This window comes from Asanoa sp. NPDC049573 (genome assembly GCF_040676615.1).
In the GTDB taxonomy this organism is placed as follows: domain Bacteria; phylum Actinomycetota; class Actinomycetes; order Mycobacteriales; family Micromonosporaceae; genus Asanoa.
This window is the reverse complement of record NZ_JBFAPI010000027.1, coordinates 31246-54666: the sequence shown is the minus strand read 5'-3', so window position 1 is coordinate 54666 and position 23421 is coordinate 31246. Positions and strand designations below refer to the sequence as shown.

At 70.1% G+C, this 23421-nt stretch carries 25 protein-coding genes; 10 read left to right on the top strand and 15 right to left on the bottom strand.

The features are described from left to right. Positions 1–47: 47 nt before the first annotated feature. Genes AB0J74_RS35655 through AB0J74_RS35645 form a run of 3 tightly spaced genes read left to right on the top strand, consistent with a single transcriptional unit; the run spans position 48 to position 3671 of the window. The gene (locus AB0J74_RS35655) at positions 48–1076 is read left to right on the top strand and encodes a sugar ABC transporter substrate-binding protein (RefSeq protein ID WP_363456601.1); all 1029 of its coding nucleotides are present in this window, start codon (positions 48–50) and stop codon (positions 1074–1076) included. 23 nt (positions 1077–1099) lie between these two features. Continuing rightward, a complete protein-coding gene (locus AB0J74_RS35650; protein WP_363456599.1) occupies positions 1100–2632 on the top strand; it encodes a sugar ABC transporter ATP-binding protein in 1533 nt (510 codons plus the stop codon). Then, complete coding sequence (locus AB0J74_RS35645) at positions 2625–3671, top strand: ABC transporter permease (RefSeq protein WP_363456596.1); 1047 nt, start codon at positions 2625–2627, stop codon at positions 3669–3671. The genes AB0J74_RS35650 and AB0J74_RS35645 overlap by 8 nt, the downstream gene beginning before the upstream one ends. Positions 3672–3804: 133 nt before the next feature. Here AB0J74_RS35645 and AB0J74_RS35640 read toward each other — a convergent pair whose 3' ends face one another. Next, on the bottom strand, positions 3805–5211 hold the full coding sequence (locus AB0J74_RS35640) for a PLP-dependent aminotransferase family protein (protein WP_363456593.1): 1407 nt from the start codon (positions 5209–5211) through the stop codon (positions 3805–3807). A gap of 141 nt (positions 5212–5352) precedes the next feature. On the opposite strand from AB0J74_RS35640, the gene AB0J74_RS35635 reads away from it, so the two are divergent. The 3 genes from AB0J74_RS35635 to AB0J74_RS35625 are packed head-to-tail and all read left to right on the top strand — an operon-like array spanning position 5353 to position 7870. Then, positions 5353–6579 (top strand): Tm-1-like ATP-binding domain-containing protein, encoded by a 1227-nt coding sequence (locus AB0J74_RS35635; RefSeq protein WP_363456591.1) that lies wholly within the window; start codon positions 5353–5355, stop codon positions 6577–6579. A 15-nt stretch (positions 6580–6594) separates the two neighbouring features. Then, a complete protein-coding gene (locus AB0J74_RS35630) occupies positions 6595–7416 on the top strand; it encodes a phosphoenolpyruvate hydrolase family protein (RefSeq protein ID WP_363456588.1) in 822 nt (273 codons plus the stop codon). A gap of 28 nt (positions 7417–7444) precedes the next feature. Continuing rightward, positions 7445–7870, top strand: coding sequence for a cupin domain-containing protein (locus AB0J74_RS35625; RefSeq protein ID WP_363456585.1), 426 nt, complete (start codon positions 7445–7447; stop codon positions 7868–7870). On the opposite strand, the gene AB0J74_RS35620 is transcribed toward AB0J74_RS35625, so the two are convergent. The 9 genes from AB0J74_RS35620 to AB0J74_RS35580 form a co-directional block, all read right to left on the bottom strand. Continuing rightward, positions 7867–8694 (bottom strand): alpha/beta hydrolase, encoded by an 828-nt coding sequence (locus AB0J74_RS35620; RefSeq protein WP_363456583.1) that lies wholly within the window; start codon positions 8692–8694, stop codon positions 7867–7869. The two genes, AB0J74_RS35625 and AB0J74_RS35620, sit on opposite strands and share 4 nt — an antisense overlap. Before the next feature lie 22 nt (positions 8695–8716). Then, positions 8717–9316 carry a TetR family transcriptional regulator gene (locus AB0J74_RS35615; protein ID WP_363456580.1) on the bottom strand — a complete coding sequence of 200 codons (600 nt, stop codon included), beginning with the start codon at positions 9314–9316 and terminating at the stop codon, positions 8717–8719. Positions 9317–9394: 78 nt separating this feature from the next. Beyond that, positions 9395–10135 (bottom strand): DUF899 family protein, encoded by a 741-nt coding sequence (locus tag AB0J74_RS35610; RefSeq protein ID WP_363456577.1) that lies wholly within the window; start codon positions 10133–10135, stop codon positions 9395–9397. After that, the gene (locus AB0J74_RS35605) at positions 10132–10470 is read right to left on the bottom strand and encodes a metalloregulator ArsR/SmtB family transcription factor (RefSeq protein WP_363456574.1); all 339 of its coding nucleotides are present in this window, start codon (positions 10468–10470) and stop codon (positions 10132–10134) included. The genes AB0J74_RS35610 and AB0J74_RS35605 overlap by 4 nt, the downstream gene beginning before the upstream one ends. Further along, a complete protein-coding gene (locus tag AB0J74_RS35600) occupies positions 10457–10894 on the bottom strand; it encodes an SRPBCC domain-containing protein (RefSeq protein ID WP_363456571.1) in 438 nt (145 codons plus the stop codon). The genes AB0J74_RS35605 and AB0J74_RS35600 overlap by 14 nt, the downstream gene beginning before the upstream one ends. A 192-nt stretch (positions 10895–11086) precedes the next feature. Continuing rightward, positions 11087–11233 (bottom strand): hypothetical protein, encoded by a 147-nt coding sequence (locus AB0J74_RS35595; protein WP_363456568.1) that lies wholly within the window; start codon positions 11231–11233, stop codon positions 11087–11089. A gap of 174 nt (positions 11234–11407) precedes the next feature. Beyond that, positions 11408–13627, bottom strand: a complete 2220-nt coding sequence (locus tag AB0J74_RS35590) for an FtsX-like permease family protein (RefSeq protein WP_363456566.1) — start codon at positions 13625–13627, stop codon at positions 11408–11410. Continuing rightward, positions 13624–14301, bottom strand: a complete 678-nt coding sequence (locus AB0J74_RS35585) for an ABC transporter ATP-binding protein (protein WP_363456563.1) — start codon at positions 14299–14301, stop codon at positions 13624–13626. Before AB0J74_RS35585 ends, AB0J74_RS35590 begins: the two co-directional genes overlap by 4 nt. Continuing rightward, positions 14298–14822: a PadR family transcriptional regulator gene (locus AB0J74_RS35580; RefSeq protein ID WP_363456560.1), complete on the bottom strand. Its 525-nt coding sequence runs from the start codon at positions 14820–14822 to the stop codon at positions 14298–14300. Before AB0J74_RS35580 ends, AB0J74_RS35585 begins: the two co-directional genes overlap by 4 nt. A 314-nt stretch (positions 14823–15136) precedes the next feature. Between AB0J74_RS35580 and AB0J74_RS35575 the strand changes: the two genes are divergently transcribed. Next, on the top strand, positions 15137–15715 hold the full coding sequence (locus tag AB0J74_RS35575) for a cupin domain-containing protein (RefSeq protein ID WP_363456557.1): 579 nt from the start codon (positions 15137–15139) through the stop codon (positions 15713–15715). After that, complete coding sequence (locus tag AB0J74_RS35570; protein ID WP_363456554.1) at positions 15712–16482, top strand: PIG-L family deacetylase; 771 nt, start codon at positions 15712–15714, stop codon at positions 16480–16482. The genes AB0J74_RS35575 and AB0J74_RS35570 overlap by 4 nt, the downstream gene beginning before the upstream one ends. Before the next feature lie 3 nt (positions 16483–16485). On the opposite strand, the gene AB0J74_RS35565 is transcribed toward AB0J74_RS35570, so the two are convergent. From AB0J74_RS35565 to AB0J74_RS35555, 3 genes are read right to left on the bottom strand one after another with little or no spacing between them, the layout of a single operon-like run. Then, positions 16486–17652, bottom strand: a complete 1167-nt coding sequence (locus tag AB0J74_RS35565; protein ID WP_363456551.1) for a beta-galactosidase — start codon at positions 17650–17652, stop codon at positions 16486–16488. Then, a complete protein-coding gene (locus AB0J74_RS35560) occupies positions 17649–18830 on the bottom strand; it encodes a glycosyltransferase (protein ID WP_363456548.1) in 1182 nt (393 codons plus the stop codon). The genes AB0J74_RS35565 and AB0J74_RS35560 overlap by 4 nt, the downstream gene beginning before the upstream one ends. Next, the gene (locus tag AB0J74_RS35555; RefSeq protein WP_363456626.1) at positions 18827–19243 is read right to left on the bottom strand and encodes a hypothetical protein; all 417 of its coding nucleotides are present in this window, start codon (positions 19241–19243) and stop codon (positions 18827–18829) included. Before AB0J74_RS35555 ends, AB0J74_RS35560 begins: the two co-directional genes overlap by 4 nt. A 39-nt stretch (positions 19244–19282) precedes the next feature. Here AB0J74_RS35555 and AB0J74_RS35550 point away from each other — a divergent pair, with 39 nt between their 5' ends. Together AB0J74_RS35550 and AB0J74_RS35545 are read left to right on the top strand one after the other, a co-directional pair. After that, the gene (locus AB0J74_RS35550) at positions 19283–19429 is read left to right on the top strand and encodes a hypothetical protein (protein ID WP_363456545.1); all 147 of its coding nucleotides are present in this window, start codon (positions 19283–19285) and stop codon (positions 19427–19429) included. Positions 19430–19783: 354 nt separating this feature from the next. Continuing rightward, positions 19784–20347, top strand: coding sequence for a hypothetical protein (locus tag AB0J74_RS35545; protein WP_363456543.1), 564 nt, complete (start codon positions 19784–19786; stop codon positions 20345–20347). Between the two features lie 51 nt (positions 20348–20398). Here AB0J74_RS35545 and AB0J74_RS35540 read toward each other — a convergent pair whose 3' ends face one another. Further along, the gene (locus AB0J74_RS35540) at positions 20399–21208 is read right to left on the bottom strand and encodes a methyltransferase domain-containing protein (protein WP_363456540.1); all 810 of its coding nucleotides are present in this window, start codon (positions 21206–21208) and stop codon (positions 20399–20401) included. Continuing rightward, entirely contained in the window at positions 21205–22848 is a 1644-nt protein-coding gene (locus AB0J74_RS35535; protein WP_363456537.1) for a radical SAM protein, read from the bottom strand. Before AB0J74_RS35535 ends, AB0J74_RS35540 begins: the two co-directional genes overlap by 4 nt. Positions 22849–23421: the final 573 nt, after the last annotated feature.

The following is a 23421-nucleotide window of genomic DNA, read 5'->3' as shown; positions in this document are numbered from 1 at the left end:
GAGCAATGATGAGACTGAGTAGCCTTGCCGCGACAGCGGCAGTCGTGATGTCAGCCGCCGCTCTGTTGACCGCATGCGGCAACGATGATTCCCGGACCGGAGACGGCGGCACCAAGGCCCCGGTGGTCGGCGTCGACTACCCGCGGTCCGACACCGACTTCTGGAACTCCTACATCAAATACACGCCCCAGTTCGCCTCCGAGCTCGGGTTGGACCTGAAGACGACCAACTCGCAGAACGACGTGGCGAAGCTGACCTCCAACGTGCAGTCGTTCATCAGCCAGGGCGTCAAGGGGATCGCCATGGCTCCGCAGGACACCGCCGCGATCGCCCCGGCGCTGCAGTCGCTCGCGTCCAAGAAGATCCCGGTCGTCACCATCGACACCCGCCCGGACCAGGGTCAGGTTTTCATGGTCGTGCGCGCCGACAACCGCGCCTACGGCGAGAAGGCGTGCCAGTTCCTCGGCGCCAAGCTCAAGGGCGCGGGCAAGGTGGTCATGCTGCAGGGTGACCTGGCGTCGATCAACGGCCGCGACCGCACCGAGGCGTTCAACGACTGCATGAAGAAGAACTATCCGGGGATCACCGTCTTCGGTGAGGCGACGAACTGGGACGGCGCGATCGCCTCGCAGAAACTGCAGATCCGGCTGACCGAGCACCCGGACGTCAAGGGCGTCTACATGCAGTCGAGCTTCGGCCTGGCCGGCACCCTCCAACTGCTCAAGCAGCGCAACCTGCTCGTGCCGCCGAGCGACCCCAAGCACGTCTTCGTGGTGTCCAACGACGGCATCCCCAAGGAGCTGCAGGACATCGCCGCCGGCAACATCGACGCCACCGTTTCCCAGCCGGCTGACCTCTACGCCAAGTACGCGCTCTACTACCTCAAGGCGGCCATCGAGGGCAAGACCTTCCAGCCCGGCCCGACCGACCACGACAGCACCATCATCCAGGTACGCGACGGGGTGCTCGAAGACCAGCTCTCGGCGCCACTGGTCACCATGGACGGCGGCGAATACGGCGGCGTGCCCAGCCTCAAACCGGACGACAAGTCCCTGTGGGGCAACAACATCGGCTGATCGGCGACGGAAGAAGACATCAGATGAACGACAGCGACGGCGGGCGGGTCCGCTCGGACCTGCCCGCCGTGGAGGCGATCGACATCACCAAGCGGTACGGATCGACGGTGGCGTTGGACCAGGCCCACATCCGCGTGCTGCCGGGGGAGACCCACGCCCTCGTCGGGCGAAACGGCGCCGGCAAGTCCACCCTCGTGTCGATCCTCACCGGGCTGCAGGCATCGGACGCGGGCCGGGTTCTGTTCAACGGCACGCTAGCGCCACGGCTGTCCGACCGCGACGCCTGGCGGCGGCACGTCGCCTGCGTCTATCAGAAGTCCACCATCATCCCGCAGCTCACCGTGGCCGAGAACCTGCTGCTCAACCGCTACGACCGGGGTCGCGCCGGGCTGATCAGCTGGCGGTCGCTGCGCCGGCGCGCCCGCGACCTGCTGGCCGTCTGGTCAGTAGACGTGGACGTCGACACCAAGGCGAACGACCTGAGCGTCGAGCAGCGCCAGTTCGTGGAGATCGCCCGGGCGCTGTCGTTCGGCGCCCGGTTCATCATCCTCGACGAGCCGACCGCCCAGCTCGACGCCGGCGCCATCGCCCGGCTTTTCAGCCACATCCGCGACCTGCAGGCGCAAGGCGTCACGTTCCTCTACATCAGCCACCACCTGCAGGAAATCTACGAGATCTGCGACCTGGTGACCGTCTTCCGCGACGCCCGCCACATCGTCACCGCGCCGGTCGCCGACCTCGGCCGCGGCGAGCTCGTCGCGGCCATGACCGGCGAGGCCACCGCGCTCGACGTCCCCCGATCACGAACCGCGCCGGGCGGCGACACCGGCGTGGTCCTCGACGTCACCGCGCTGCGGCTGGACGGCGTATTCGACGACATCTCCTTCCAGCTGCGTGCCGGAGAAGTCATCGGGCTGGCGGGCGCCGGCGGAAGCGGGAAGACGGAGGTGGCCGAGACCATCGTGGGGCTGCGGACCGCCGACGGCGGCGCGATCACCGTCGACGGCCGCACGCCGCGTGCCGGCCACGTCGGTGACGCCCTGGCCAGCGGCGTCGGCTTCGTGCCCCAGGACCGCCATCACCAGGGTCTGGTCGCCGGTATGTCGGTCGCCGACAACACCACCATGACCATCCCGGAACGGCTCGGTACGGCTGGGTTCCTCAACACCCGCCGCCGCGACGCCATCGCCAGCACCCTGATCGATGCCCTGGCCATCAAGACGCCCGGACCGGACCTGCCCGTCGCCGGGCTGTCCGGCGGCAACCAGCAGAAGGTCGTCATGGCACGTGCCCTGGCCAACGATCCGAAGGTGCTCGTGCTCGTCACGCCCACAGCGGGTGTCGACGTGCGCTCGAAAGAGTTCCTCCTGGACAAGGTCGACGAGGTCGCGGCCGGCGGCACCGGTGTGCTCGTGGCGTCCGACGAGCTCGACGACCTGGTTGTCTGCGACCGCGTCCTGGTGATGTTCCAGGGCCGGATCGTCGCCGAAATGCCCCGCGGATGGCGTGACCACGACCTGGTGGCCGCCATGGAAGGACTGACCGTCGATGCCTAAGACCATGACCGCCGCGACCGCGGGCGCTGACGGCTCCTCAGCGACGGCCGGGCGGCCACCTCGCCGACTGGTCGGAAGACTGGCCATCGCACGGCTACGCGACCTGGCCCTGGTGCCAGCGATCGCGCTCATCGCCGTGGTCGGGCAGATCGTCAACCCGGTTTTCCTCCAGCCCGACAATCTGATCAATATCGCACAGACTATGTCCGAGGTCGCATTGCTCGTGCTGGCACAGACCATCGTGCTGGTCACCGGCAAGATGGACCTGTCGCTGGAGTCGACGTTCGGGCTCGCGCCGGGCGTCGCGGCCTGGATGACCGTCGCGGTCGGCACCGGGCATGGCACCGGCCTGCTGCCCGGCGCCTGGGCGATCCCGATCACCCTGCTGGTGGGTGCGCTCATCGGCATCGCCAACGCCGCGTTGATCGTCCGATTCGGACTGCATGGTTTCATCGTGACGCTGGGCATGCTCATCGTGCTGCGCGGCCTGCTCACCGGGATCTCCGGCGGCCAGACGTTCTTCAACCTGCCCGGGTCGATGATGTACCTGGGCACCGCCGTCTGGCTCGGCGTACCGGCCTCGATCTGGATCTGTGTCGCCCTCTTCGCGGCCGGCATCGTGCTGCTCGGCTACACCGGCTTCGGCCGCTCGCTGTACGCGATCGGCGGTAACGTCGACGCCGCCAAGGCGGCCGGCATCCGCACCGACCGCGTGCTGTGGATCGCTCTGGTCAGCGCCAGTGTCCTCGCCGCGCTCGGCGGGCTCATGCTCTCCGGCCGGCTCGCCTCCGTCGCCGCGTCACAGGGCAACGGCGCCATCTTCACCGTCTTCGCCGCCGCGGTCATCGGCGGCGTCAGTCTCAACGGCGGCAAGGGCACGATGTTCGGCGCCTTCACCGGCATCCTGCTGCTGTTCATGATTCAAAACGTGCTGACGCTCGCCGGCGTGCCGGCGCAATGGATCGGTGCCTTGAACGGCGCGATCATCCTCATCGCTCTCGTCGTCTCCCGGATCACCGGCGGCAAGGCACAGGAGTGACGCTCACGCCCGGCGCCCAACACCATCCGTGGCGCCGCGAGGTCTCCGCCCTTGCCGCCGCACCGGCCGACGCGCACGACAGGAACGGGCCAGTGGGCACCAGGTCGCAGGCCGCGGTGCTCGGTCCGGGCTATCAGGCGGATCGCTGGGATCCGCGCAGCGCCGCGAGGCTGCGGTCGAGGACGTCGACCTGGTGCCAGATCGGAAGGCGCAGGTAGGACCGTAGCCCGTCGTAGGTGGAGAAGCCCGGCCCTGGCGCCAGTTTCACTCCGATGCGTTTGCCCGCCTCGGCCAGCCGGACGGCGTCGGTGTGGGTGTCGACCCACAGTCCCGAGCCACCCGCGGGCCTTTCCCATGTCCAGTCCGGAAAGACCGCCGATACGACGGTCTCGGTGTCGGCCAGGGCGGCGCCGAGGAACTCCCGGCGTTCCCGGCGAGCCGCGTCCACCGTGGTGAGCAGGTTGATCGCGAGGAGTTGGTCGACGACCGAGGTCGCGAGGCCGATGGCCTTGCGTTGCTCGGTGAGGCGGTTGACCCGTGCCGGTTCGGCGATGATCCAGCCGATGCGCAGGCCGCCCCAGAACAGCTTCGACATGGTGCCGATGGTGACGAGCAGGGTCGGGTCGACCAGGCCGGCGAGGGTGGGCGCTGTCGGGGTGCCGTTGAGGGTCAGCGCGCAGCTGCTGGTGTCCTCGATGGTCAGCAGCCCGGCCCGGTTGATGACATCCGCCAACTCTCGGCGGGCCGCCGCTGTCATGGTCTGGCCGGTGGGGTTGTGGATGCCCGTCTGGCAGTACAGGACGCGTGCTCCCCGTTTGATCCCTTGTCGCACATGGCCGACGTCGATGCCGCCGTGGACCATCCGCAGTCCCTGGATGGTCGCGCCGATGTCGGTGAAACACTCGATGGCGCCGCGGTAGGTGGGTTCCTCCATGAGGACGAGGTCTCCCGGTCCGACGGCGTCCACGGCGGCGATCCAGGTGGCCTGTTGGGCGCCGGCCGTGATCAGGACCCGCTGCGCGGTGGCGGTGATGCCGTCCCGCGTGTTCATCGTCGCGATGCCGTCGCGCAGGGCGGGCAGGCCGGCGGGGAAGTATCCGTCGGTGTTCAGGTAGGGCCGCACGTCGACGTCGGCCTGTCCGGCGAGGGCCGTCCGGACCGGGGTGGACGCCGGTAGGGCACCGCTGGACAGGTCGACAACACCGTCGGCCGCGGTCGTGAACGAGAACAGCCGCCCGGTCGTCGGCGCGCGGGTGTCGCTCGTGGAAGACCGTACCCAGGATCCGGCGCCCTGCCGGGCCGTCAGGTAGCCCCGGGCCTCGAGCGCGTCGTAGGTCGTCGCCACCGTTCCCCGGGCCGTACCCAGAGCCTGGGCGAGGAGCCGTTGCGGTGGCAGTCTGGTGCCGGGTGCGAGAAGGCCCGCATCGATCAGGGCGATGAAGGCGGCGGCGAGCGACGCGGGCAACGGCTCGCCCGGTACGGCCCAGGATCCGAGCAGGCGTGACACGTCGGCCGCCTGGACGCGGGTGTCGTCGGCCATGATCGTCAGCCCTTCCGCTCGCCTGAGCCGTGGCCGACAACGTACTCCTGTGGTGGACCAATCGCCCTGGATTGGTCCACCGCTCGGCGTGCGCCCGCACTAGCGTCGCCGGTGAGTGGCGTGCTGAGGGAGTGGTGGTCGATGGCGACTGTCGGGCTGATCGGAACGTTGGACACAAAACGGGCGGAGTACCTCTGGTTGCGGGATCAGTTGGTCGCCGAGGGCGTGGCCGTGCTGCTGATCGACGTCGGCCCGTTCTCCGATTCGGATCTGGCCGATGTCACCTCGGCGGAGGTCGCATCCGCCGGCGGGGGAGACCTGGCAGCCCTGCGTACGCGTAGGGATCGGGGCGAGACGATGACGGTGATGGCGGCCGGCGCGGCCGCCGTGGCGGCACGGCTGTTCGCGGCCGGTGACATTCATGCGCTCTTGGCCGTCGGCGGCTCGGGCGGGTCCTCCGTCGCGGCGCCGGCGATGCAGGCGTTGCCGGTCGGGGTGCCGAAGCTGCTGGTCTCGACGATGGCCTCGGGCGACGTCCAGCCGTACGTCGGTGAGGTCGACACGACCCTGATGTACAGCGTCGTCGATGTCGCCGGGATCAACTCGATCTCCCGCCAGGTTCTCGGCAACGCGGCCGCGGCCGTTGCCGCGATGGCCGAACGCTACGTCGCCGGGCTCGCGGCGCCCGTTGCCGATAAGAGGCCATTGGTCGGTATTACGATGTTCGGAGTGACCACGCCGGCCGCGGACGAGGCCAGGGCCCGGTTGGAGGAACTGGGCTACGAGACGGTGGTCTTCCACGCCACCGGCGCCGGAGGGCGTGCGATGGAGAAGCTGGTCGAGTCCGGGTTCTTCGCCGGCGTCTGCGACCTGACCACCACCGAGCTGGCCGACGATCTGGTGGGCGGCGTGTTGTCCGCCGGCCCGCACCGGCTGGAGATGGCCGGTCGACAGGACGTGCCGCAGGTCGTCAGCGTCGGTGCCCTTGACATGGTCAACTTTGGGCCACGGGACACCGTCCCCGAGCGGTTCGCCGACCGCAACCTGTTCGTCCACAACCCTACGGTCACGCTGATGCGTACGACGCGCGCGGAGATGGCCGAACTCGGCAGCCGCATCGCCGGCAAGCTGGCGGCCGCGGTGGCGCCGACCGAGGTGTTCATCCCGCTGCGCGGGGTCAGCGCGATCGATGTCGAGGGTGGCCCGTTCCGCGATGCCGATGCCGACGCCGCGTGTTTCGCCGCGTTGCGGGACGGGGTCGCCGGCAGCGCCGTCGTCGTGCACGAACGCGACCAGGCGATCAATGACGCCGGGTTCGGCGCCGCCATGGCCGATGCCCTGCATCGACTGATCACGCACGCCGGCTAGCGAGGGAGAGAACCGATGGAACGCCAGGCAGTCCTCGAGCGATTCCGCGCGCAGATCGCCGCGGGCAGACCGATCATCGGCGGCGGCGCCGGCACCGGGATCTCGGCCAAGTCCGCCGAAGCCGGTGGCATCGACCTGCTGATCATCTACAACTCCGGCCGATTCCGGATGGCCGGCCGCGGGTCGCTGTCCGGCCTGCTGGCCTACGGTGACGCCAACGCCATCGTGATGGACATGGCCAACGAGGTGCTGCCCGTGGTCAAGGACACGCCGGTCCTCGCGGGTGTCAACGGCACCGATCCCTTCCGGCTCATGGGCCCGTTCCTCGACGGGTTGCGCCGGGCGGGCTTCGGCGGCGTGCAGAACTTCCCGACGGTCGGGCTGATCGACGGGGTGTTCCGGGCCAACCTGGAGGAGACCGGGATGGGCTACGACCTGGAGGTGGAGATGATCCGCCTGGCCCACGAACGCGACCTGCTCACCGCGCCCTATGTGTTCGACGCCGAGCAGGCCCGTGACATGGCCCGGGCCGGAGCGGACATCCTGGTGCCACACATGGGCCTGACCACGAAGGGTTCGATCGGCGCGGCCACGGCGCTGAGCCTGGATGAGGCCGTCGCCAGGGTGCAGGAGATGTCGGACGCCGCGAAGTCCGTCAACCCCGACATCATCTGCCTATGCCATGGAGGCCCGATCGCCGAACCCGAGGACGCGGCATACGTGCTGCGCCAGACGAACGGCGTCGTGGGCTTCTTCGGCGCGTCTTCCATCGAGCGGCTACCCACCGAGGTCGCCATCAGGCAGCAGGCCGAGGCGTTCAAGGCCATCACGTTCTGACGACCGTCCAACCCGAAGGAGCTCGACCATGACCACGGCCTTTACCGGGCGCCGGCCCGACGAGGTGGCGACCCGCGTGTTCGACTGGGGCACCATCAAATGGTTGGTCACACCGCATCTGGACCACGGCGCGGGACTGACGACCGGCGAAGTCATCGTCTATCCGGGCCAGGGGCACGCCCCACATGTGCACCCGGCGGAGGAAGAGGTCATCTACGTGATCTCCGGCGAGGGCGAGCAGATGGTCGACAACGGCGCGCCGTTCCCCATCCGCGAGGGCGACGCCGTCTACATCCCGGCCAACACCGTGCATTCGACCTACAACACCACCTGGCGCCCGCTGCGACTGGTCGTCGTTTACACACCGGGTGGCGCCGAGACCGCGCTGGACGGCCTACCGGACGCCCGGGTCCTGGAACCGGGTGTCGCACCGCGCTGGACCCAGGCGAGCTAACGGGCCGGGCCGTTGGCGAGGACCGTGAGGAGTTGTCGGGTGAACGCCCGCGGATGTGTGACGAATCCGGCGTGGCCGCCCGGGAACGGGGTGAGCGGGAGGCCGAGTCGTTCGGCGAGGGCGACGGCGCAGCGGTAAGGGAAGGCCTCGTGCCCGGTCGTACCGCCGGCCGGGATCAGGTGCACCGGTGATGCCTTGAGCGCCGCTAGGTCCGGTGTGAACTGATCCAGGGCGGGCGCCTCGCGGGTGAAGAAGAACGTGGCGTTGGCCCGGGCGCGAGCGGGATCCTGGGGTTGGGGTTCAGCGTCGGGCTCCCCGTCGTCGAGGTCGACGCCGAGCATCGCCCGGAACGTGTCCATCGCCGCGACCGGCCCGGCGACGCGCAACTGCTCCAACAGTTCGACGGGTGGCGCCGGGCGTTCGGTCGGCGGGAGCAGCCGAACAACCGGCGGTTCGTGCGCGACGAGGGTACGCGCGAGGCCTGGATGGCGGGCGACCAGATCGAGTCCGACCACCGCGCCCGCACTCGTGCCGAAGACGTAAGCCGGGCCGTTGGCCACCGCACGGAGTAGGGCCGCGGCATCATCGCCATGCGTGGCAACGGTCTGCGGCGCCGCCGGATCGACCAAGGGGCTTCGGGCGTAGCCGCGACGGTCATAGCTCACGACGGTGAAGTGCTCAGCCAGGACAGCGGCCATGCCGTCGAAGCTGTTCGCGTCTCCGTGCCCGCCCGACATCAGCAGCAGGGCCGGACCCGCGCCGCGAACCTGGTAGTGCAAGCTGGCCCCGGGCACGGCATGCGTGCCCTCCACGAGGGTGTGCATGGTCGGCCCTTTCGCAGGATGGTCAGGACTGGTCCACGACGACGGACCGGATCGCGCCGCGCAGGATCGACGGCAGGCCGTTGACCGGGCCGTGGTCGAGCCAGTGCGCGACCGCCACGCGGACCGCGCCGGACACGGCCGCTGCGAGAACCCGCGGGCGGAGGTCATCCGCGGGTGCGCCGAGCCGCTCGGCGATGGCCGACGCGAGCGCCTGCTCCGAGGACTCGAGTGTCTTCAGGTATTCACCGCGCAGCGCCGGAGTGGACATGGCCAACCGGGCCCTGGCCAACCAACGGTCGTCGAGGTCGCCGTCGAAGCCGTAGTGCTCGGCAAAGACCGCGGCCAGTGCATCGACGAGCGGTTCGCCGGCCGGGCGACGTGTGAGCGCGTCGCTGATAGCCGCCGCCCGCTCGACGCCAACGGACATGATGGCCTCTTCCTTGCTGGCGAAGTGGTTGTGGAACGTCCGCAACGCGACGTCCGCCTCGGCGGCGATTTCCTCGATGCGCACGTGCGTCGGGCCGCGCTCGATCGCCAGGCGAAGTGCCACCCTGCTCAACTCCTGCCGGGTCGCCATCTTCCGGCGTTCGCGCCGGTTCGCCACGGGTTCATCGGCTCCCACGGCTTCACCCTAGGCACTCGCTGCACATAATGCAAGGTTGCATGTCATGCACCCTTCGAGCACCGTTCCACCCGCGGCTCAGGTCAGGTCGTCGGAGCGGCCGGCCTCGATGCGGGACCACTGGGCGATCGGGCGTCCGTTCGCGCGCCAGACCTCGGGATTCCTGGCGTCACCCCAGGGCTGCGGCCAGCCGTCGGGGGAGTCCTCCCAGGTCTCCTGGCGTCCGTACACGGTCATGTCCAGCAGTCCGTGCGTGGGTGACATGATCTCGACGCCGCGGCCGCCCGTGTAGTAGGTCTCGAACACCCTGTCGCCGTCGCGGACGTAGCAGACCAGGTGGTGGCGCTGCCAGTCGCGGCCTTCCAGGAGTTGCGGCGCGGTCTCCGCGGCCGAATACCACGGCATCTCCAGGCCAAGGAAGTCCCGGTAGCGGATGCTCTCCTCGTAGGGGCCCTTACAGAGCACGGCGTACGTGGCGTCGCGCGAGTGGATGTAGGACAGCTCGCGCACCTGGCTGTTGAAGAAGGTGCAGCCCTCGCACTGTCCCGCGGCGGGCCGGCCGGGCCACCAGGCGTGGAAGTAGGCGATGAGCTGCTTGCGGCCTTCGAAGACGTCGAGAATCGGGACCGGTCCGTCGGGACCGATGACTTCGATGCCGGCGTCGACCTCCACCATCGGCAGGCGCCGCCGCGCCGCGGCGATCGCGTCGCCCTCGCGGGTGTGCGCCTTCTCCCGTGCGAACAGTGCTTCCCGCGCTTCCTGCCAGGTCTTTCTGTCGACCACGGGCGGCAGGGCCGGGTTGGGTGTCTGGTCGTTCACGATTGGTCTCCAAGGTGGTCTCGTAGTGCGGCCAGCGGACCGTCCCAGTCACGGGCGAGCGCGGCCAGGAAGTTCTGGGCGATCTTCATAGGCGCCGAGTCCAGGCGATACCGAACTCGGCGCCGCTCGCCCGGTGCGGCCACGACCAGCCGGGCCTCGGCCAGCAGGGTCAGATGTTTCGCGATGGCCTGGCGGGTGATCGGCAACCTGTTGGCGAGATCAGTCGCGGTGGCGGGCCCGTTCATGGCCAGCGCGGCCAGGATGCTGCGCCGGGTCGGGTCGGCCAGCGCGGCGAACACGTCCTGGGCCACCGCTTCCGGGTCAGGCTTGTCCATCGAGGTAGGCCCGCAACTCGCCCAGTTCGTTCGCCCAACCCCGGGTGTTGCCCGAGTAGGCCGTGTCATGCTGTCCGGCGTCCGGGAGTTGCCCGAACCCGGTCTCCACCACGGTCAGTGTGGTGCCGCCGTCGGTGGCCTCGAGCGTGAACTCCACATAGGTGCGTCGCGGATCGTCGTCGGGAAGCCCGTAGATCGACCACGTGTACGCGAAGACCCGCGGCGGTTCGAGACGTTCGATGGTGAGAACTTTGACGTCACCGCTGTCCCACTCGAGCCGAGCCTGGCCACCGACGCGCAGATCGATCTCGGCCCGGTTGCCGAACCAGGTGCCCAGACCCTCCGCGGTGGTGAGCGCCGCCCACACGCGCTCGGGCGGATGGGCCAGTTGAAGCGTCCGCTCTATCCGATCCGGGAATGTCATGCCCACCTCCTTACCGCAACCATACGGTTGCGATACCGATATTGCAACCGGATGGTTGCGGTGGGGTGGAGCTCTCCGGTCGGTCAGGGCGTGCGGCGATGCCGCGCTGGACTGTGGCACTTGCCCGCAGCCATCGTCCGCGCCCGCGACGCCGGGCCGGGCCGGGATCGCGGGCGGCAACGGACCGCACAGTCAGCCGGTGATCACCGGCCAGGCATAGGCGAGCAACGCGCACGCCGCACCCAGCAGAGCCGGCGAGAATCCCCGCGGCCGCAGGGGCAGAGCGCCCAGCGCGATCAGGATGATGGCGAGAACGTACAGGACTGCCTGGACCGACATGGCGCTCTCCTATGTGGGTGGACCGATGGCCGGCCCCTTCTACCCGCCATGGCGAGCTGCCGAAACGCGAGAAAAGCTCCAGCCGATGGCGGTGGCGCTACGGAGTCGCGTGCTCGCAGTGCCGTTTGTGCACTGTGGGAGGTGGGCGCGGACGCTCAAGGTCGGGGCCCGGAATCAGTCGTCGTGCGGAGCTTGGATCGAGGAGAGTCGGCCCAGAAGCGGAAGGCTGAGTGCCAGCGTGATGACCAGCGCTGCGCCGGTGCCTGCGGCCAGCAACCACCAGTAACCGGCCGGCGGCGACCGCCACGGCAGATGGCTGGCGTGGGTGACGTCGGCAGCGACAGCCAGGCCGATGCCGGCGCTGATGCCGGTCGCGGCCAGCAGCGGCAGCGCGGTTTCGATCAGGACCACTCGGCGCAGGTCCCCGACACGGATGCCGGTCAGCCGCAGCAGGGCGAAGGGGCGCCGCCGGCGCAGCAGGCCGTCCGCAGTGGCGACGGCCAGGCTGAACCCGGCAACCACCAAAGTGGCCAGCAGGATCGCGATCGCGATCCGGTCGGTCTGCTCGGCTTGTTTGTCGGCGTGGGCCTTGACCTCGGCGGTGGTCCAGGGCAGCCATGCGAGTTGGTCGGCCGAGGCCTCGATCAGGGTGCGGACCCGCTCGATCGCCGCCTGCGTCCCATCGGTCGTGACGAGCAGCGCCAACATCGGCAGCCCGTCGACCGCACCGGTGGTCGCCTGGATGTCCTCCATGACGCCATTGCCGAGCCCGCGGGCGTCGAGGCCGACGGTGGCGGCAGGGTCCGGGCACGTCGCGACCAACGTCGTGGCCCGCAGGTCGGCGCAGCGCGCCACGACCGGCAGGGTGCCGGCGTCGGGCCGCGGCGGCGCCGGGTCGGCCCAGCGCAGGTCGGCGACGGCGCGGACGCCCGGTAGGCGACGGACCCGGCCGGCGAGGGTGGTGGCCGCCGCGGCCGGCAGCGGGGGAGTGCCGCGGTAGAGAAACTCGGCGCCGACCGCTCCCGCGGGCACCAGGACCTGATCCGGCCCCGGTGCCGGGTCGGCGGCGCTGGCCGCCGCCTGCATCGTGATCGTCGCGAGGAACACGGCGAGAACGAGCCCGCTGATCGACCGGAAGCCGGCGGCCGGATCGCCCGCCAGCCGGTGGCCGGCCAGCAGGGTCGGCGCGCCGCGTGCGGTTCGCACGACCAGCCGCCCGATTCCCATGGTCAGCCACGGGCCCGCAACCACGATGCCGACGATGACCGCTGTCATCGCCGCGGCCAGCAGCCACAGCGGACTCTCGGCCCGGCTGGCCGCCGCTGCCGGGATCGCGACAGCGAGGACTGACAAACCCACCAGCAAGGGAATCAGACGGCGTACGGTCGGCCTTCCGGTCCGGGCCTGGCGGCTGACACCCAGCGGCGAGATCCGCACCTGGCGCAAAGCCACCAGAGCGGCCACCGCTGCCAGGACCGGCACGCCGAGCACGACCGCCACCGCGGCGGCCCCGGTGAGGCGCAGATCGGCCGGGAAGAACGGCGAACCATCCACACTCCACCGGGCCGCGAACGGCCGCGCGACCGCGAACAGCACGAAGCCCAGTCCGGTGCCGACCACTGCGGCGAGCACGGCCTCGGCCGTCGCCACCGCATCGGTCTGCCGGGGCGTGGCGCCGATCAGGCGGATGGCGGCCAGCCGCCGTTCCCGGCGCGCCGCGGACAGCCGGGTCGCGGTGGCGACCAGGACGAGAATCGGCACGAGCAGGGCCGCGACGGCGATCGCGGCGACCACCCGGCCGAACCGGGTCAGCGAAACACTGGCCGGTTGCGTCTCGATCGAGCGGACCTGCTCGACCGCGGGCTGCCCGCGCAGCACGGCCGGGTCGTAGCCGACCACGACGACCAGCGCGTCCGGTGAACGCAGCGCGGCGTCACCGACGCTGCCGACGTCGCGACCTGGAAAGCGCAGCGCGAGTTGGTCCGCCGGCGTCCGGGCGAGCAGCCGGCGCAGCGCGGGTGAGACGAACCTCTGACCCGGGCCGGGCAGCCGGGACAGCCCGGGCGGCAGGGGTGCGCGGGGCCCGAGCGCGGCGACGTCAACCCGGAGAATCTCCTGACCGGCAAAGGAGTCGGTGCGCGTCCGCCAGAGCAGCGGATCGGTGATGGCCTCGTCCTGCGCCGGCCGGACGTTGTGTGCGGAGGTACGCGTCCACGCGTCGCGCATCTCGTGTGCGTGAATGGCGGGCAGCGTGACCGCCGCCAGCAACAGCAGCCCGGCGCCGAGCGCCACACCCAGCGACATGACCAGCAGGCGGGTCAGTTGGTCGCGGCCGCCGACCGCCATCCGGACGGCCACCCAGGCGACGCCGCGCACCTGACGCCGGCCGGTCATGCCGCGGCCAAGGCGCTGACCCGCCCGTCGCGGACCGTCACGTGCCGGTCGGCGAAGGCGGCGACCCGGGCGTCGTGTGTCACCAGGACCACGCTGGCGCCCTGCTCCCGGGCCCGATCGACCAGCAGGTCCATGACCAGCTCGCCGGCGACGGAGTCCAGTGAACCGGTCGGCTCGTCGGCGAAGATCACCGCGGGTCGGGTGATCAACGCCCGTGCCAGTGCGACCCGTTGCGCCTCCCCGCCGGACAGCTCACCGGGCCGCCGCCCGCCCAGCCCGGTCAGGTCGAGACGGTCCAAGAGGGCCAGCGCGGAGCTGCGGGCCGCGCTGATCCGACCGCCGGACAGCAGCGCCGGCAGCATGATGTTGTCGACGACCGGAAGCTCCGGCACCAGCTGGCCGAACTGGAAGACGAACCCGAACCGCTCGCGGCGCAGCCGGCTGCGCCGCGGTTCGGTGAGGTCGTTGACGCGCTGCCCGGAGAACCAGATCTCGCCCTCGTCCGGCGGCAGGATGCCGGCGAGGCAGTGCAGCAACGTGGACTTGCCCGAGCCGCTCGGTCCCATCACCGCGAGGACCTCACCGGCGTCCACGGCGACGCTCGCCCCGCGCAGGGCGGCGGTCGGCCCGAACGACTTCGTCAGCCCGGTCGCCGCCAGGAGGGGCGCGCTCACCGGGCGACGTCCTTGGCCAACTGGGCGAGCCGCGCCACGGCCGTGTCGATCCAGCGCAGGTCGGCCTCGAGATGGAAGAGGCCGTAGTCGGCCAGCAGCGACTGCCGCAGCGGACCCTTGCGCCGCATGGCGGTGAGCTCAGCCATCCGCTTCAGATGGGCCGCGCGCTGCGCGTCGAGATACTCCTCGGCGGGCCGGTTCGAGACCAGCGCGATGACCACCTTGGCCCACAGCACCGGCTGCAGGTGCGGCTCCGGTCGCTCCGGTTGCCGCAGCCACTCCTCGAGATGCGTCACGCCCGACTCGGTGATCTCGTAGTACTTCCGGTCCGGTCCGCCACCCGGCGCCGGCCCTTCGACGACCACCAGTCCGTCGCGGTGCAAGCGCCCGAGGGCGGTGTACATCTGCCCGAACGGCAACGGCCGTTCCTGACCGAACAGCTCGTCGTACTCCCGCTTCAGCTGGTAACCGTGACTCGGCTGCGGCTCGATCAACCCGAGCAACGTTGCGGCAACACTCATGACCGCGACTATAACCCCGGGGTATAACCCAAGGTTATAGCTCGTACCCTGATCTTCCCCCTACGGGACCGCTGCGGCTGGCCCCGATCTCCACTGACCCGGCCGTGCCCGCTTGGCCTCGGCGCATTGCTTCGACTCGAAGCTGCGGTGCGCGAACTCGAGCGCGACGCCGGTCTCGCCGATGCCGCGAAGCAAGCGTCGCTCCCGCTACGGTCGTGGACGTAGCGGCGGCCGTGTGACTACGTTCTGCGCCTCACCCGGATTGCCGTCGGTTGGCTGACGCGGGGTGAGGCGTGGGTTCCCATGCTGGGGCCATGTCCGAGTCTGCCAGCGTCAGGGGTTCGTGGATCGAGAACCCCGCGAGCGGTGAGCGCATCAGGATCCGCACGTCGGCCGCCGACTCCGGCGGGGAGGTGTTGGCGTGGGAGCTGAGGTTGGCGCCCGGCGGTCGGGTGCCGAGTGGCCACGTCCATCCGGCCCAGGAGGAGCGTTTCACCATCGTGGAAGGGCGCATGCGGTTCCGCGTCGACGGTCACAGCCGCGTGGTCGGTCCCGGCCAGACCGTCACGGTGGCGCCCGGTGCGCGTCACCACTTCGCGAACGCCGGCCCGAACGAGGCTTTCGTGCTCGTGGAGACCCGGCCGGCCATGCGGATGGAAGAGCTGCTCGAAGTGGCCGCCGAACTCGCGAGAGGCCGGCATGGTCGGGCGCGCCGGCTGCCCGGCCTGGTCGACCTGCTGCTGTTCATGGACGAGTTCCGTTCGGAGGTTCGAGCGCCGTACTTCGCCGGCGTTGTTGGGTTGGTGGTTCGGGCGATCGTCCGGGTGGCCGGGTTGTTCGGCGCGGGAGGGCACTACCGCCGGTTGCGCGTCACGCGTGGGACGGGGAGATGACGCACACGGTCGTGGCGTTCCAGGCTCACCCGGACGACGAGGCACTGCTCACCGCGGGCACCATGGCGCGGGCGGCCGCGGCGGGACACCGGGTGGTGATGGTCGTCGCCACGGACGGAGACCCGGGCGGCGCCGGCGGGCTCGGAGCGATCCGCTTGGCGGAGACCCGGCGGAGTGCCGGCGTGCTCGGGGTGGCACGCGTCGAACATCTGGGTTACGCCGACAGCGGGCTGGGGCCGGGCCGGGCCGGCCGGGCCGCTTTCGTCAGCGCGCCGGTGGGGGAGGCCGCGGAGCGGCTCGCCGCGATTCTGCGGGAGGAGCGTGCCGACGTGCTGCTCAGCAACGACCGCAACGGCGGGTACGGTCACCGGGACCACATCCGAGTGCACGAGGTTGGCGCCCTCGCGGTCAGGCTCGCGGGCACGGCCCGCTGCCTGCAGGCGACGATCCCGCGGGAAACCGTCCGCTGGGCCGTCGGCCTCGCGTCCAGGTTCGGGCCCTTCGACGCGGGCGAACTCGACCGCGCCTACAGCGCACGATCGGACATCACACACCGGATCCCGGTCCATCGGTACGTGTCGCGGAAGCGAGCGTCATTACGCGCACACGCGAGCCAGACGGCCGCGAAGGGCGGCGCCGACCGTACCCTGGCCGCCTTGCTCCGGATCCCCCGTCCCGTCTACGACCTGGTGGCGGGATGGGAGTGGTTCATCGACCCCGACCACCGTGGGCCGGTGTCGCGGGACATCTTCGCAGGACTGCCCTGACTGTCACGACTGCTCCAACAGGCGTGTGAAGGCGTCGAGGTAGCTGCTGTCGCCTTGCCGGTCGCGCATGACCCAGTACTCGGCACCCCAGAACAGGTACGCGCTCAGTTCGGTGCGCGCCTGGCTGGCCCAGCGGAGCCAGTCGTTGTAGTTCTTGATGATTCGCTCCGGCGGGCAGCTGGACGCGGCCCGGGCGGTGGGGCTGGGCGGGACGGTCACCGCCTCCCACGGCTCCGCCTGCCCCTCGGTGACCATCACCTTTCGTCCGGTGGCGGCGACGGTGGCGAGCAGCCGGCGCCGGCGTAACGCGGGGAGAACACCGGTGGAACCGTCGAGGTAGACGCTCCAGCGGCCGACGCTGGTCACGGCGTACCGTGCGTACGAGTCGATGCCGACGATGTCCGCGATCTGCTCGGCGGCGGCCACGGAGTCTCCCTGGTCGCGGGTCCGCCACCACTGATGTGCCAGGACGATGGTCGACGTGGGCAGGAAGCCGTTGAGCACGATCGGCCGGGCCGGGTCGTTGGCTCTGACGGTCGCCACCTCGTGTCGCAGGAAGGTCTGCGCGAGTCGCCAGGAGTGCTCCAGACCGAGCGGGTCGACCGCCTCGTGTTCGATCTGCCAGGCGACGATCGACTCACGGTCCCGATAGCGTTTCACCATCCGGGCCAGGTAGCGGGTGGCTGCGTCGAGCAGTGCGGGCTGCGACACCGGGTCGACCAGGCGCCCCTCCGGTAGGGCTTCGTCGAGGAGGTGGCCTGGCACGAAGTATTCGGGGTAGCCGAAGGACTTGATCGGGCCAAGGCACATGACGACCCGCTTGCCGGCACGCTCGGCCGCTTCGAGTTGCCAGTCCACCTCGTCGGTGTCGAACTCTCCCGGTTCCGGCTCGATGCGATCCCAGTAGGCGCTGAGGCGCACCAGGTCGAACGGGTAGGACAGCAGGGTGGTCAATGTTTCGCGGGGGTCGAGGTCGAAGTCCTCGCATTGGCGGGGCCGGAAGCTGATGCCCAGGGCGGTGTTGCCGCGCCGGCCCACCGGCACCTCGCGCCACCGCCGGGTCAGCGCGCGGGTGGACGGCGCGATGCGCAGTTCGGTGAGCGCCGGGACGGCCAAGGCGGCCGCTCCCGCCGTGACCAGGGCACGGCCCATGGCCGAGGTCCAGGTCATCGGAACTCCTTCCGCAGAGCCTGTTGGGCGAGGAGGTCGGCGATTTCCGCGGCGGCGGTGGGTCTGCCGAGCCGCGCCGCGGCGGCGCGCATGCGGCTGACGCGGGCGGGGTCGGCACGCAGGTCCTCGATCAGCCTGAGCAACTCGCGTCTACCGTGGACGGCTCGACCCGCGCCCGCGCGTACGACGATCTCGGTGTTGCCGGTTTCCTGCCCCGGGAGGTGCCCCGCGAGGAGCATCGGGGTTCCGCAAGAGGTGGCTTCGGCGATGGTCCCGGGACCGGCCTTGGTCACCAGGACGTCCGCGCTGCGCAACCAGTCCGCGATGTTGTCGACGAACCCCGTCACGGTCAGCCGCCGGGGGCTGCGCGCAGCCAGCCTTTCGAGGTCTTTCCGCAATCTCTGATCGCGGCCGCAGATCGCGACGACGTCGACGTCCGCGGCGCCGTTCACGATCGTGCGGGTCCACATCCTCATGCCACGTGCCGCTTCGGCGCCGGCGATGACGAGGACGACGAAGCGGGCCGGGTCGAGCCCCAAGGAGCGGCGCAACGCCGCCTTGGCGGTCGGATCCGCCGGACCCGGCCGGAACTCCGCACGTACGGGGATCCCGATGACGTCGCACCGGTCAGGCGCGGTACCGGCGAATCGCCGACCCTGCTGCGACAGTTCGGCGGTCGGCGTCACCACTCGGTCCGCCGGCGACTGCCACCAGCTGCGGTGGGCGCTGCCCAGGTCGGTGACGACGGTCATCAACGCCGGGGCGGCTGTGCCTTCGCTGCGGAGGGCCGCCGCGGACGCCGCGAGCAGCGGGTGCAACGCGACCATTGCCATCGGCTGGTGACGGGCCACCGCCGCGGCGATCGGTGCCGACACGAAGCGCCTCAGCAGACTTTCCAGAATTGGCCGAAGCGGCCGGGCGTTGGTCGCGTGGAACAGAATGGACCACAGCCACGGAGCGTCCCGCACCAGCGGGCCATAGCGCCCGCACACCCAAGCGACGCTCCGGTTGGCTTCCGCGCCGGTCAGCGGGTCGCAGGTGACAGTGGCCAGCTCGTCGGGGTACCGGCGGTGCACCGCCTGCCGAATGGCTTCCGCGGCCGCGCGGTGACCGCCGCCGGTGTCGGCGGTCAACACGAGAATCACCCGCGGCCCGGCCAGCTCCGCCGATGCGGTCATGCGCGGCCCCAACGGCTGCGGATCCGACCCCAGGGTTTGAACACCGCGAGGACCAGCGCGAACAGCAGCGCGGCAGGTGAAACGATCGGGGGATAGATCATGTCGCCGACCGACACCGTGCCAAGGTGCCCGGCGGCCAACTCCCGGCCGCGCTCGCTCAACCCGGCAAGGCCCGGGCGCAGGGCCAAGGGTACGAGCGTGATGAGCACGATGCTCACGGCCAGCTTCGTGGCCACCCACCAGTACCGCACCAGCCCGTATCTGCTGCCGACGCCCAATGTGACCCCGCTGACCAGGCACAGCAGGCCGGCGAGGAACAGTGGCCACACCGCGAAGAGCTCGAGAGCCTGGAAACACACCGCCCGGGTACGGTCGTCGTCGCTCAGCACCGCGGTGAAGACGACCACCGCCATGGCCACGTCAACACCGATCCAGGCCCCGGCGGATCCGATGTGGACGACGAGGAGAACTCTGCGTGCGCTGGCGCTCAGCCTCGTCGGCCGGACGTCGTCGTTGCGATTGCCTACCACCCGTTCATTCTGCTGGCGATCGACAGCACGACGTCCGCCCGCGAGCTGACTCCGCCGTACGCCCGCTGACGTAGCCTCTGTTCCGCTCGACCTTGTCGAGCCCCAGCGCGACGCGCCGTGCAGAGCTTCCCTAAAGTACAACCCGTACAAATCTGCCGTATGCTTTCGGCGATCCACCCGGACGGGTGCGGCAGCCGGATGGCCCGTTGGTGCCGTCGACCTGAGGATGAGACGGACCAGGTGGCGGTCGTTATCCAGGTGACGCAGCCCGCCGCGGACCGGGTCGAGGGCGTCGCCTCGGCGCAGGTCCGCGACGCTGTCGCCGCACCTTGAGCGGCCTGGCCCGGATCCGCTGGTGCCCGGTGCAACTCCAGCGCTACCTCCGCGGAAGCGCCGCGATCAGGCATTTGAAGGAGGACGAGGGTGCGGGTCTGGCGATGGGGAGCCGCGATTGTCGTCGGTGCGGGCGTGGCGGCTTTGGGTTACCTCGGTGTGGCTACCGGCGTGATCACTGTGGATGCTGGCATCGGGCGGCGCGTGCGAAAGCTGAATGTGAAGCCGACGGAGATCCGGGCCAGTAAGGAGGTGGTGTTCGAGGTGCTGGCCGAACCCTACCTGGGGCGCCAGACCCGGGCGACAGCCGAGAAGATCACGGTGCTGGAGCGGGGCAGTGACATGGTGCTGGCCGCGCATCGCACACGGCTGGGTGCCGGCCTGGTCGCGGTGACCGTGGAGACTGTCCGGTTCGCTCGGCCGGACCGCGTCGACTTCCGGCTCGTTCGGGGTCCGGTGCCGCACGTGGTCGAGCAGTTCCTGCTCGGCGAGTGGGAGGGCGGCTGCGTGCTGGAGTACGTCGGCGAACTCGGTGCAGATGGCGGGGCAGTCGGGGCGCGTTGGGGCGAGCTTGTGGCCCGCCGGTGGGAGAGCGTGGTTGCCGATACCGTGGCGGCGGTCAAGTCAGAGGCGGAGCGCAGGGCACGCCGCTGATCCGATCAGGGCCGAGCGGCCCAGCCATCCATGCCCAGCGACACGCACATGTCATGCGGGCTTCCGGGCGGTGATCAGGGCATAGCCGATCACACCGTCGCCGATCGCGGTGCGGGTCGCGGCCACCACGGCGGGGGCCTGGTCGAAGTCGACTCCGAGGTCTTCGGCTCGGTCGCGGGCAGTCATCCGAACCAGTGTGAGGCGGGCCTCGATCTGGTCGAGCATGGCGGTGATGGCGGCGTCGTGGCGTTCTGTGTGGGTCACCGCGAGCCCGGCGGCGGTCAGGACGTCGGTGTACTCGCCGAGAAGGCGAGCGTCGGCGAGGCAGGCGATCCACCCGCTGAGCCCGGACAGTTCGGGTGGCAGCCGGGTGCGGTCGACGGTGACGTCGGTGATGCCCAGCAGGCCGCCGGGGCGGAGCACCCGGGCGAGTTCGGCGGCAGCGGAGGGCTTGTCGGGGAACGTGCAGAACGCGCACTCACACACCACCGCGTCGAAGCCGGAATCCTCACCGGGCAAGCGATCGGCGTCACCCACCTGGAACCGGGTCTGGTCCACCAGCCCGGTCGACCGGGCCGCGTCGCTGGCGAGGGTGACATTGGCGGGCGACAGGTCCACGCCGGTGACATCGGCGTGGTACTCACCGGCAAGCAGTAGCGCGGTGGTGCCCCGGCCGCTGGCCACGTCAAGGACCCGGTCACCACGACGCAGGCGGAGTTGGTCGGCCAGCCGCCGGGTCAACGCCAGGCCGCCCGGATGGTAGGACGCGCCGAGCAGAAGCGGCATCACGTCCGAGCCGTACGCGGCGGCGCAGCATGCCTTTGTCTCGGCGGCCGAGGCGGGCGGGATCGGGCCGCTCACCGGACCCTCCGGCCGATGTTGGTGGCGTCCGGCGCACTCGACGGCCGGACGCGGCCACCCTCCTGCGCGACCTTCGAGCCATAGGGGGAATCGGTGATCGTCGGGCGCAACGGCAACGCGTTGGGCACCACGTCGGCGACCGGCACCCCCGACATGTGTTCGCGGACCTGTTCGCGGTAGCCAACGGAGTTGTAGGCACAGAACGGAATCAGCCGGCCGTCCGGGGTGATCTCCTCGACGCAGCACTTCATCAACTGCTTCACGTTGAGGGTGTACGGGTCCTGGAAGTCCTGGATGACGATCATGAACGCGCGTTCGCTGAGGTTCGCGACCGCGTCGGGCAGGTTGATCCCGCACGCGTCGGCGCAATCCAGGGCCGCAGCGGCTTGAGCGAGCCGGTCACGGGTGGTGTCTGTGCCCATGAACGCCGAGGCTGACCACAGCTTCTCCAGCGCCTCCCGGACGGCGAAGTCGGGAACGACCCGGTTGGAGAGGTAGTCGAGGTAGTCCTCCACATTGAGCAGACGCGGGATGGGCACCACCGCGAAGCCAGGCGTGCCCGGGGTGCCCTCGGACAGCAAGTAGGTGATCGAGCGGCAACTGGGGAAGCAGCACGGCACCGGGAAGAAATCCTTGACCTGAAACCACTGCGGGAGCTGTGCCGCGATGCCATGGACGATGTCGGAGTTCGTGAGCCGGGTCAGCGGGTCGAATTCGACGTGCCGGCCCGAGTGGGTGACCGGCTGGAACGACACCGACCGCACCGCGGGGTGAGCAAGGCCGTACTCGATGATCGCCCCGAGTTCGTGGTCGTTGAGACCCCGCTCGACGGCGGCGACGAGGGTGACCGTCAGGCCGGCCTCGGCGCAGTTGTCCAGTGCCCGTTGTTTGATCAAGCGCAGGTCCCGCCCGCGGATCTCCCGATGGGTGCGCTCCTCCAGGCCGTCGAACTGTAGGTAGATGTTGACCGCCCACGCAGGCTGGTTACGCTGCCCGAGCGCGGCCACGAACGCCTTGTCGGACGCGAGGCGGATGCCGTTGGTGTTGAGGTTGACCGACCGGATCGGCCGAGCCTGCGCAGCGTCGATGAACTCAAGGATCTGCGTGTGGATGGTGGGTTCCCCTCCGGAGAACATCACCACCTCAGCCTCGCCCTCGGATTCCACGAACGCGTCGAGCATGCGCTCACATTGATCCAGAGTGATGGAATATCCGTCCGGTTGGTGACCGGAGTCAGCGAAGCAGATCGGGCAGTCCAGGTTGCAGCCGGTGTTCACCTCGACGATGCCCAGGCAGGCATGCTGCTTGTGCTCCGGGCACAACCCGCAGTCCAACGGGCAGCCGTCGACCACCTCGGTCTGGAAGGCCAGCGGGATCGTGCCGGGCTTGTTGAACCGGGCCGAGTCCAGGTACATCTGCGCGTCGCCGTACACCAGCGCTTCGAAGACGCCATGCTGCGGGCAGCGTTTGCGCAGGTACACCTTTCCGTCGCGGATGTTGACCTGCCCGTCGATCACGACCTTGCACACCGGACAGATGGACTTCGTGTATTCGACGAACACCTCGTCCCGATCCTGCTTGCGCGGGCCCGCACCGGCCGACGCCGACCAGAGGCTGGGTGCGGGTTCGGCTCCGGTCATCAGCACTCCTCACGACGGGCGATCGCGCGCCCGTGGGGCGGGCAGACCGACGCCAGCTCGGTGATCGCGCCCACCCAACCCCACGGTATGCCTGAACCGGGTAGCCCTGACTCGCCTGTGACACAGGTGGAATGGTCGGGCCAGATGGAATGATCGGTACGTCTGGGATGGCCGCGAATACGGACAGGGACGCCCGCGCGCTCGGCTGCCCCGCGGTCTGACGCGCGGGGGCCCGGCTGCGTCGGTCAGGCACAGCGCTTCTGTCACCGAAGACCGATCTCGGTGCGCCGGTCGAGCACGTAGGTGGTTGGCCGGGCGCACGTCTGCAGCGAACCTCCAACATAGGGCGCGCAGTACGCGCTGCGGCTGGACCGGCTGTCCTCCGTGGACGGCCTACTGCTCAAACACCGCCGGCGCCGTGCTGGCAGCGCTGGCGTCGCGTCGCCGGTGCCGGGCCGCTGAGCTGCCCGCTACGCCGGTCAGCGACGCCGGGTGCTTTCCGAGGCGACTTGTGGTTGCCGACCGGGTGCGGGCCAGCCATGCCTGGAAACCCTCAGCGTGGCCCAGCCCCAC

What these genes read in the sequence shown, in the direction of transcription:
- AB0J74_RS35655 (WP_363456601.1), top strand. Translation starts at nt 48, where the DNA reads ATGTCAGCCGCCGCTCTGTTGACCGCATGCGGCAACGATGATTCCCGG.
- AB0J74_RS35650 (WP_363456599.1), top strand. Translation starts at nt 1,100, where the DNA reads ATGAACGACAGCGACGGCGGGCGGGTCCGCTCGGACCTGCCCGCCGTG.
- AB0J74_RS35645 (WP_363456596.1), top strand. Translation starts at nt 2,625, where the DNA reads ATGCCTAAGACCATGACCGCCGCGACCGCGGGCGCTGACGGCTCCTCA.
- AB0J74_RS35640 (WP_363456593.1), bottom strand. Translation starts at nt 5,211, where the DNA reads ATGGCCGACGACACCCGCGTCCAGGCGGCCGACGTGTCACGCCTGCTC.
- AB0J74_RS35635 (WP_363456591.1), top strand. Translation starts at nt 5,353, where the DNA reads ATGGCGACTGTCGGGCTGATCGGAACGTTGGACACAAAACGGGCGGAG.
- AB0J74_RS35630 (WP_363456588.1), top strand. Translation starts at nt 6,595, where the DNA reads ATGGAACGCCAGGCAGTCCTCGAGCGATTCCGCGCGCAGATCGCCGCG.
- AB0J74_RS35625 (WP_363456585.1), top strand. Translation starts at nt 7,445, where the DNA reads ATGACCACGGCCTTTACCGGGCGCCGGCCCGACGAGGTGGCGACCCGC.
- AB0J74_RS35620 (WP_363456583.1), bottom strand. Translation starts at nt 8,694, where the DNA reads ATGCACACCCTCGTGGAGGGCACGCATGCCGTGCCCGGGGCCAGCTTG.
- AB0J74_RS35605 (WP_363456574.1), bottom strand. Translation starts at nt 10,470, where the DNA reads ATGGACAAGCCTGACCCGGAAGCGGTGGCCCAGGACGTGTTCGCCGCG.
- AB0J74_RS35600 (WP_363456571.1), bottom strand. Translation starts at nt 10,894, where the DNA reads ATGACATTCCCGGATCGGATAGAGCGGACGCTTCAACTGGCCCATCCG.
- AB0J74_RS35595 (WP_363456568.1), bottom strand. Translation starts at nt 11,233, where the DNA reads ATGTCGGTCCAGGCAGTCCTGTACGTTCTCGCCATCATCCTGATCGCG.
- AB0J74_RS35590 (WP_363456566.1), bottom strand. Translation starts at nt 13,627, where the DNA reads ATGACCGGCCGGCGTCAGGTGCGCGGCGTCGCCTGGGTGGCCGTCCGG.
- AB0J74_RS35580 (WP_363456560.1), bottom strand. Translation starts at nt 14,822, where the DNA reads ATGAGTGTTGCCGCAACGTTGCTCGGGTTGATCGAGCCGCAGCCGAGT.
- AB0J74_RS35575 (WP_363456557.1), top strand. Translation starts at nt 15,137, where the DNA reads ATGTCCGAGTCTGCCAGCGTCAGGGGTTCGTGGATCGAGAACCCCGCG.
- AB0J74_RS35570 (WP_363456554.1), top strand. Translation starts at nt 15,712, where the DNA reads ATGACGCACACGGTCGTGGCGTTCCAGGCTCACCCGGACGACGAGGCA.
- AB0J74_RS35565 (WP_363456551.1), bottom strand. Translation starts at nt 17,652, where the DNA reads ATGACCTGGACCTCGGCCATGGGCCGTGCCCTGGTCACGGCGGGAGCG.
- AB0J74_RS35560 (WP_363456548.1), bottom strand. Translation starts at nt 18,830, where the DNA reads ATGACCGCATCGGCGGAGCTGGCCGGGCCGCGGGTGATTCTCGTGTTG.
- AB0J74_RS35555 (WP_363456626.1), bottom strand. Translation starts at nt 19,243, where the DNA reads ATGGCGGTGGTCGTCTTCACCGCGGTGCTGAGCGACGACGACCGTACC.
- AB0J74_RS35535 (WP_363456537.1), bottom strand. Translation starts at nt 22,848, where the DNA reads ATGACCGGAGCCGAACCCGCACCCAGCCTCTGGTCGGCGTCGGCCGGT.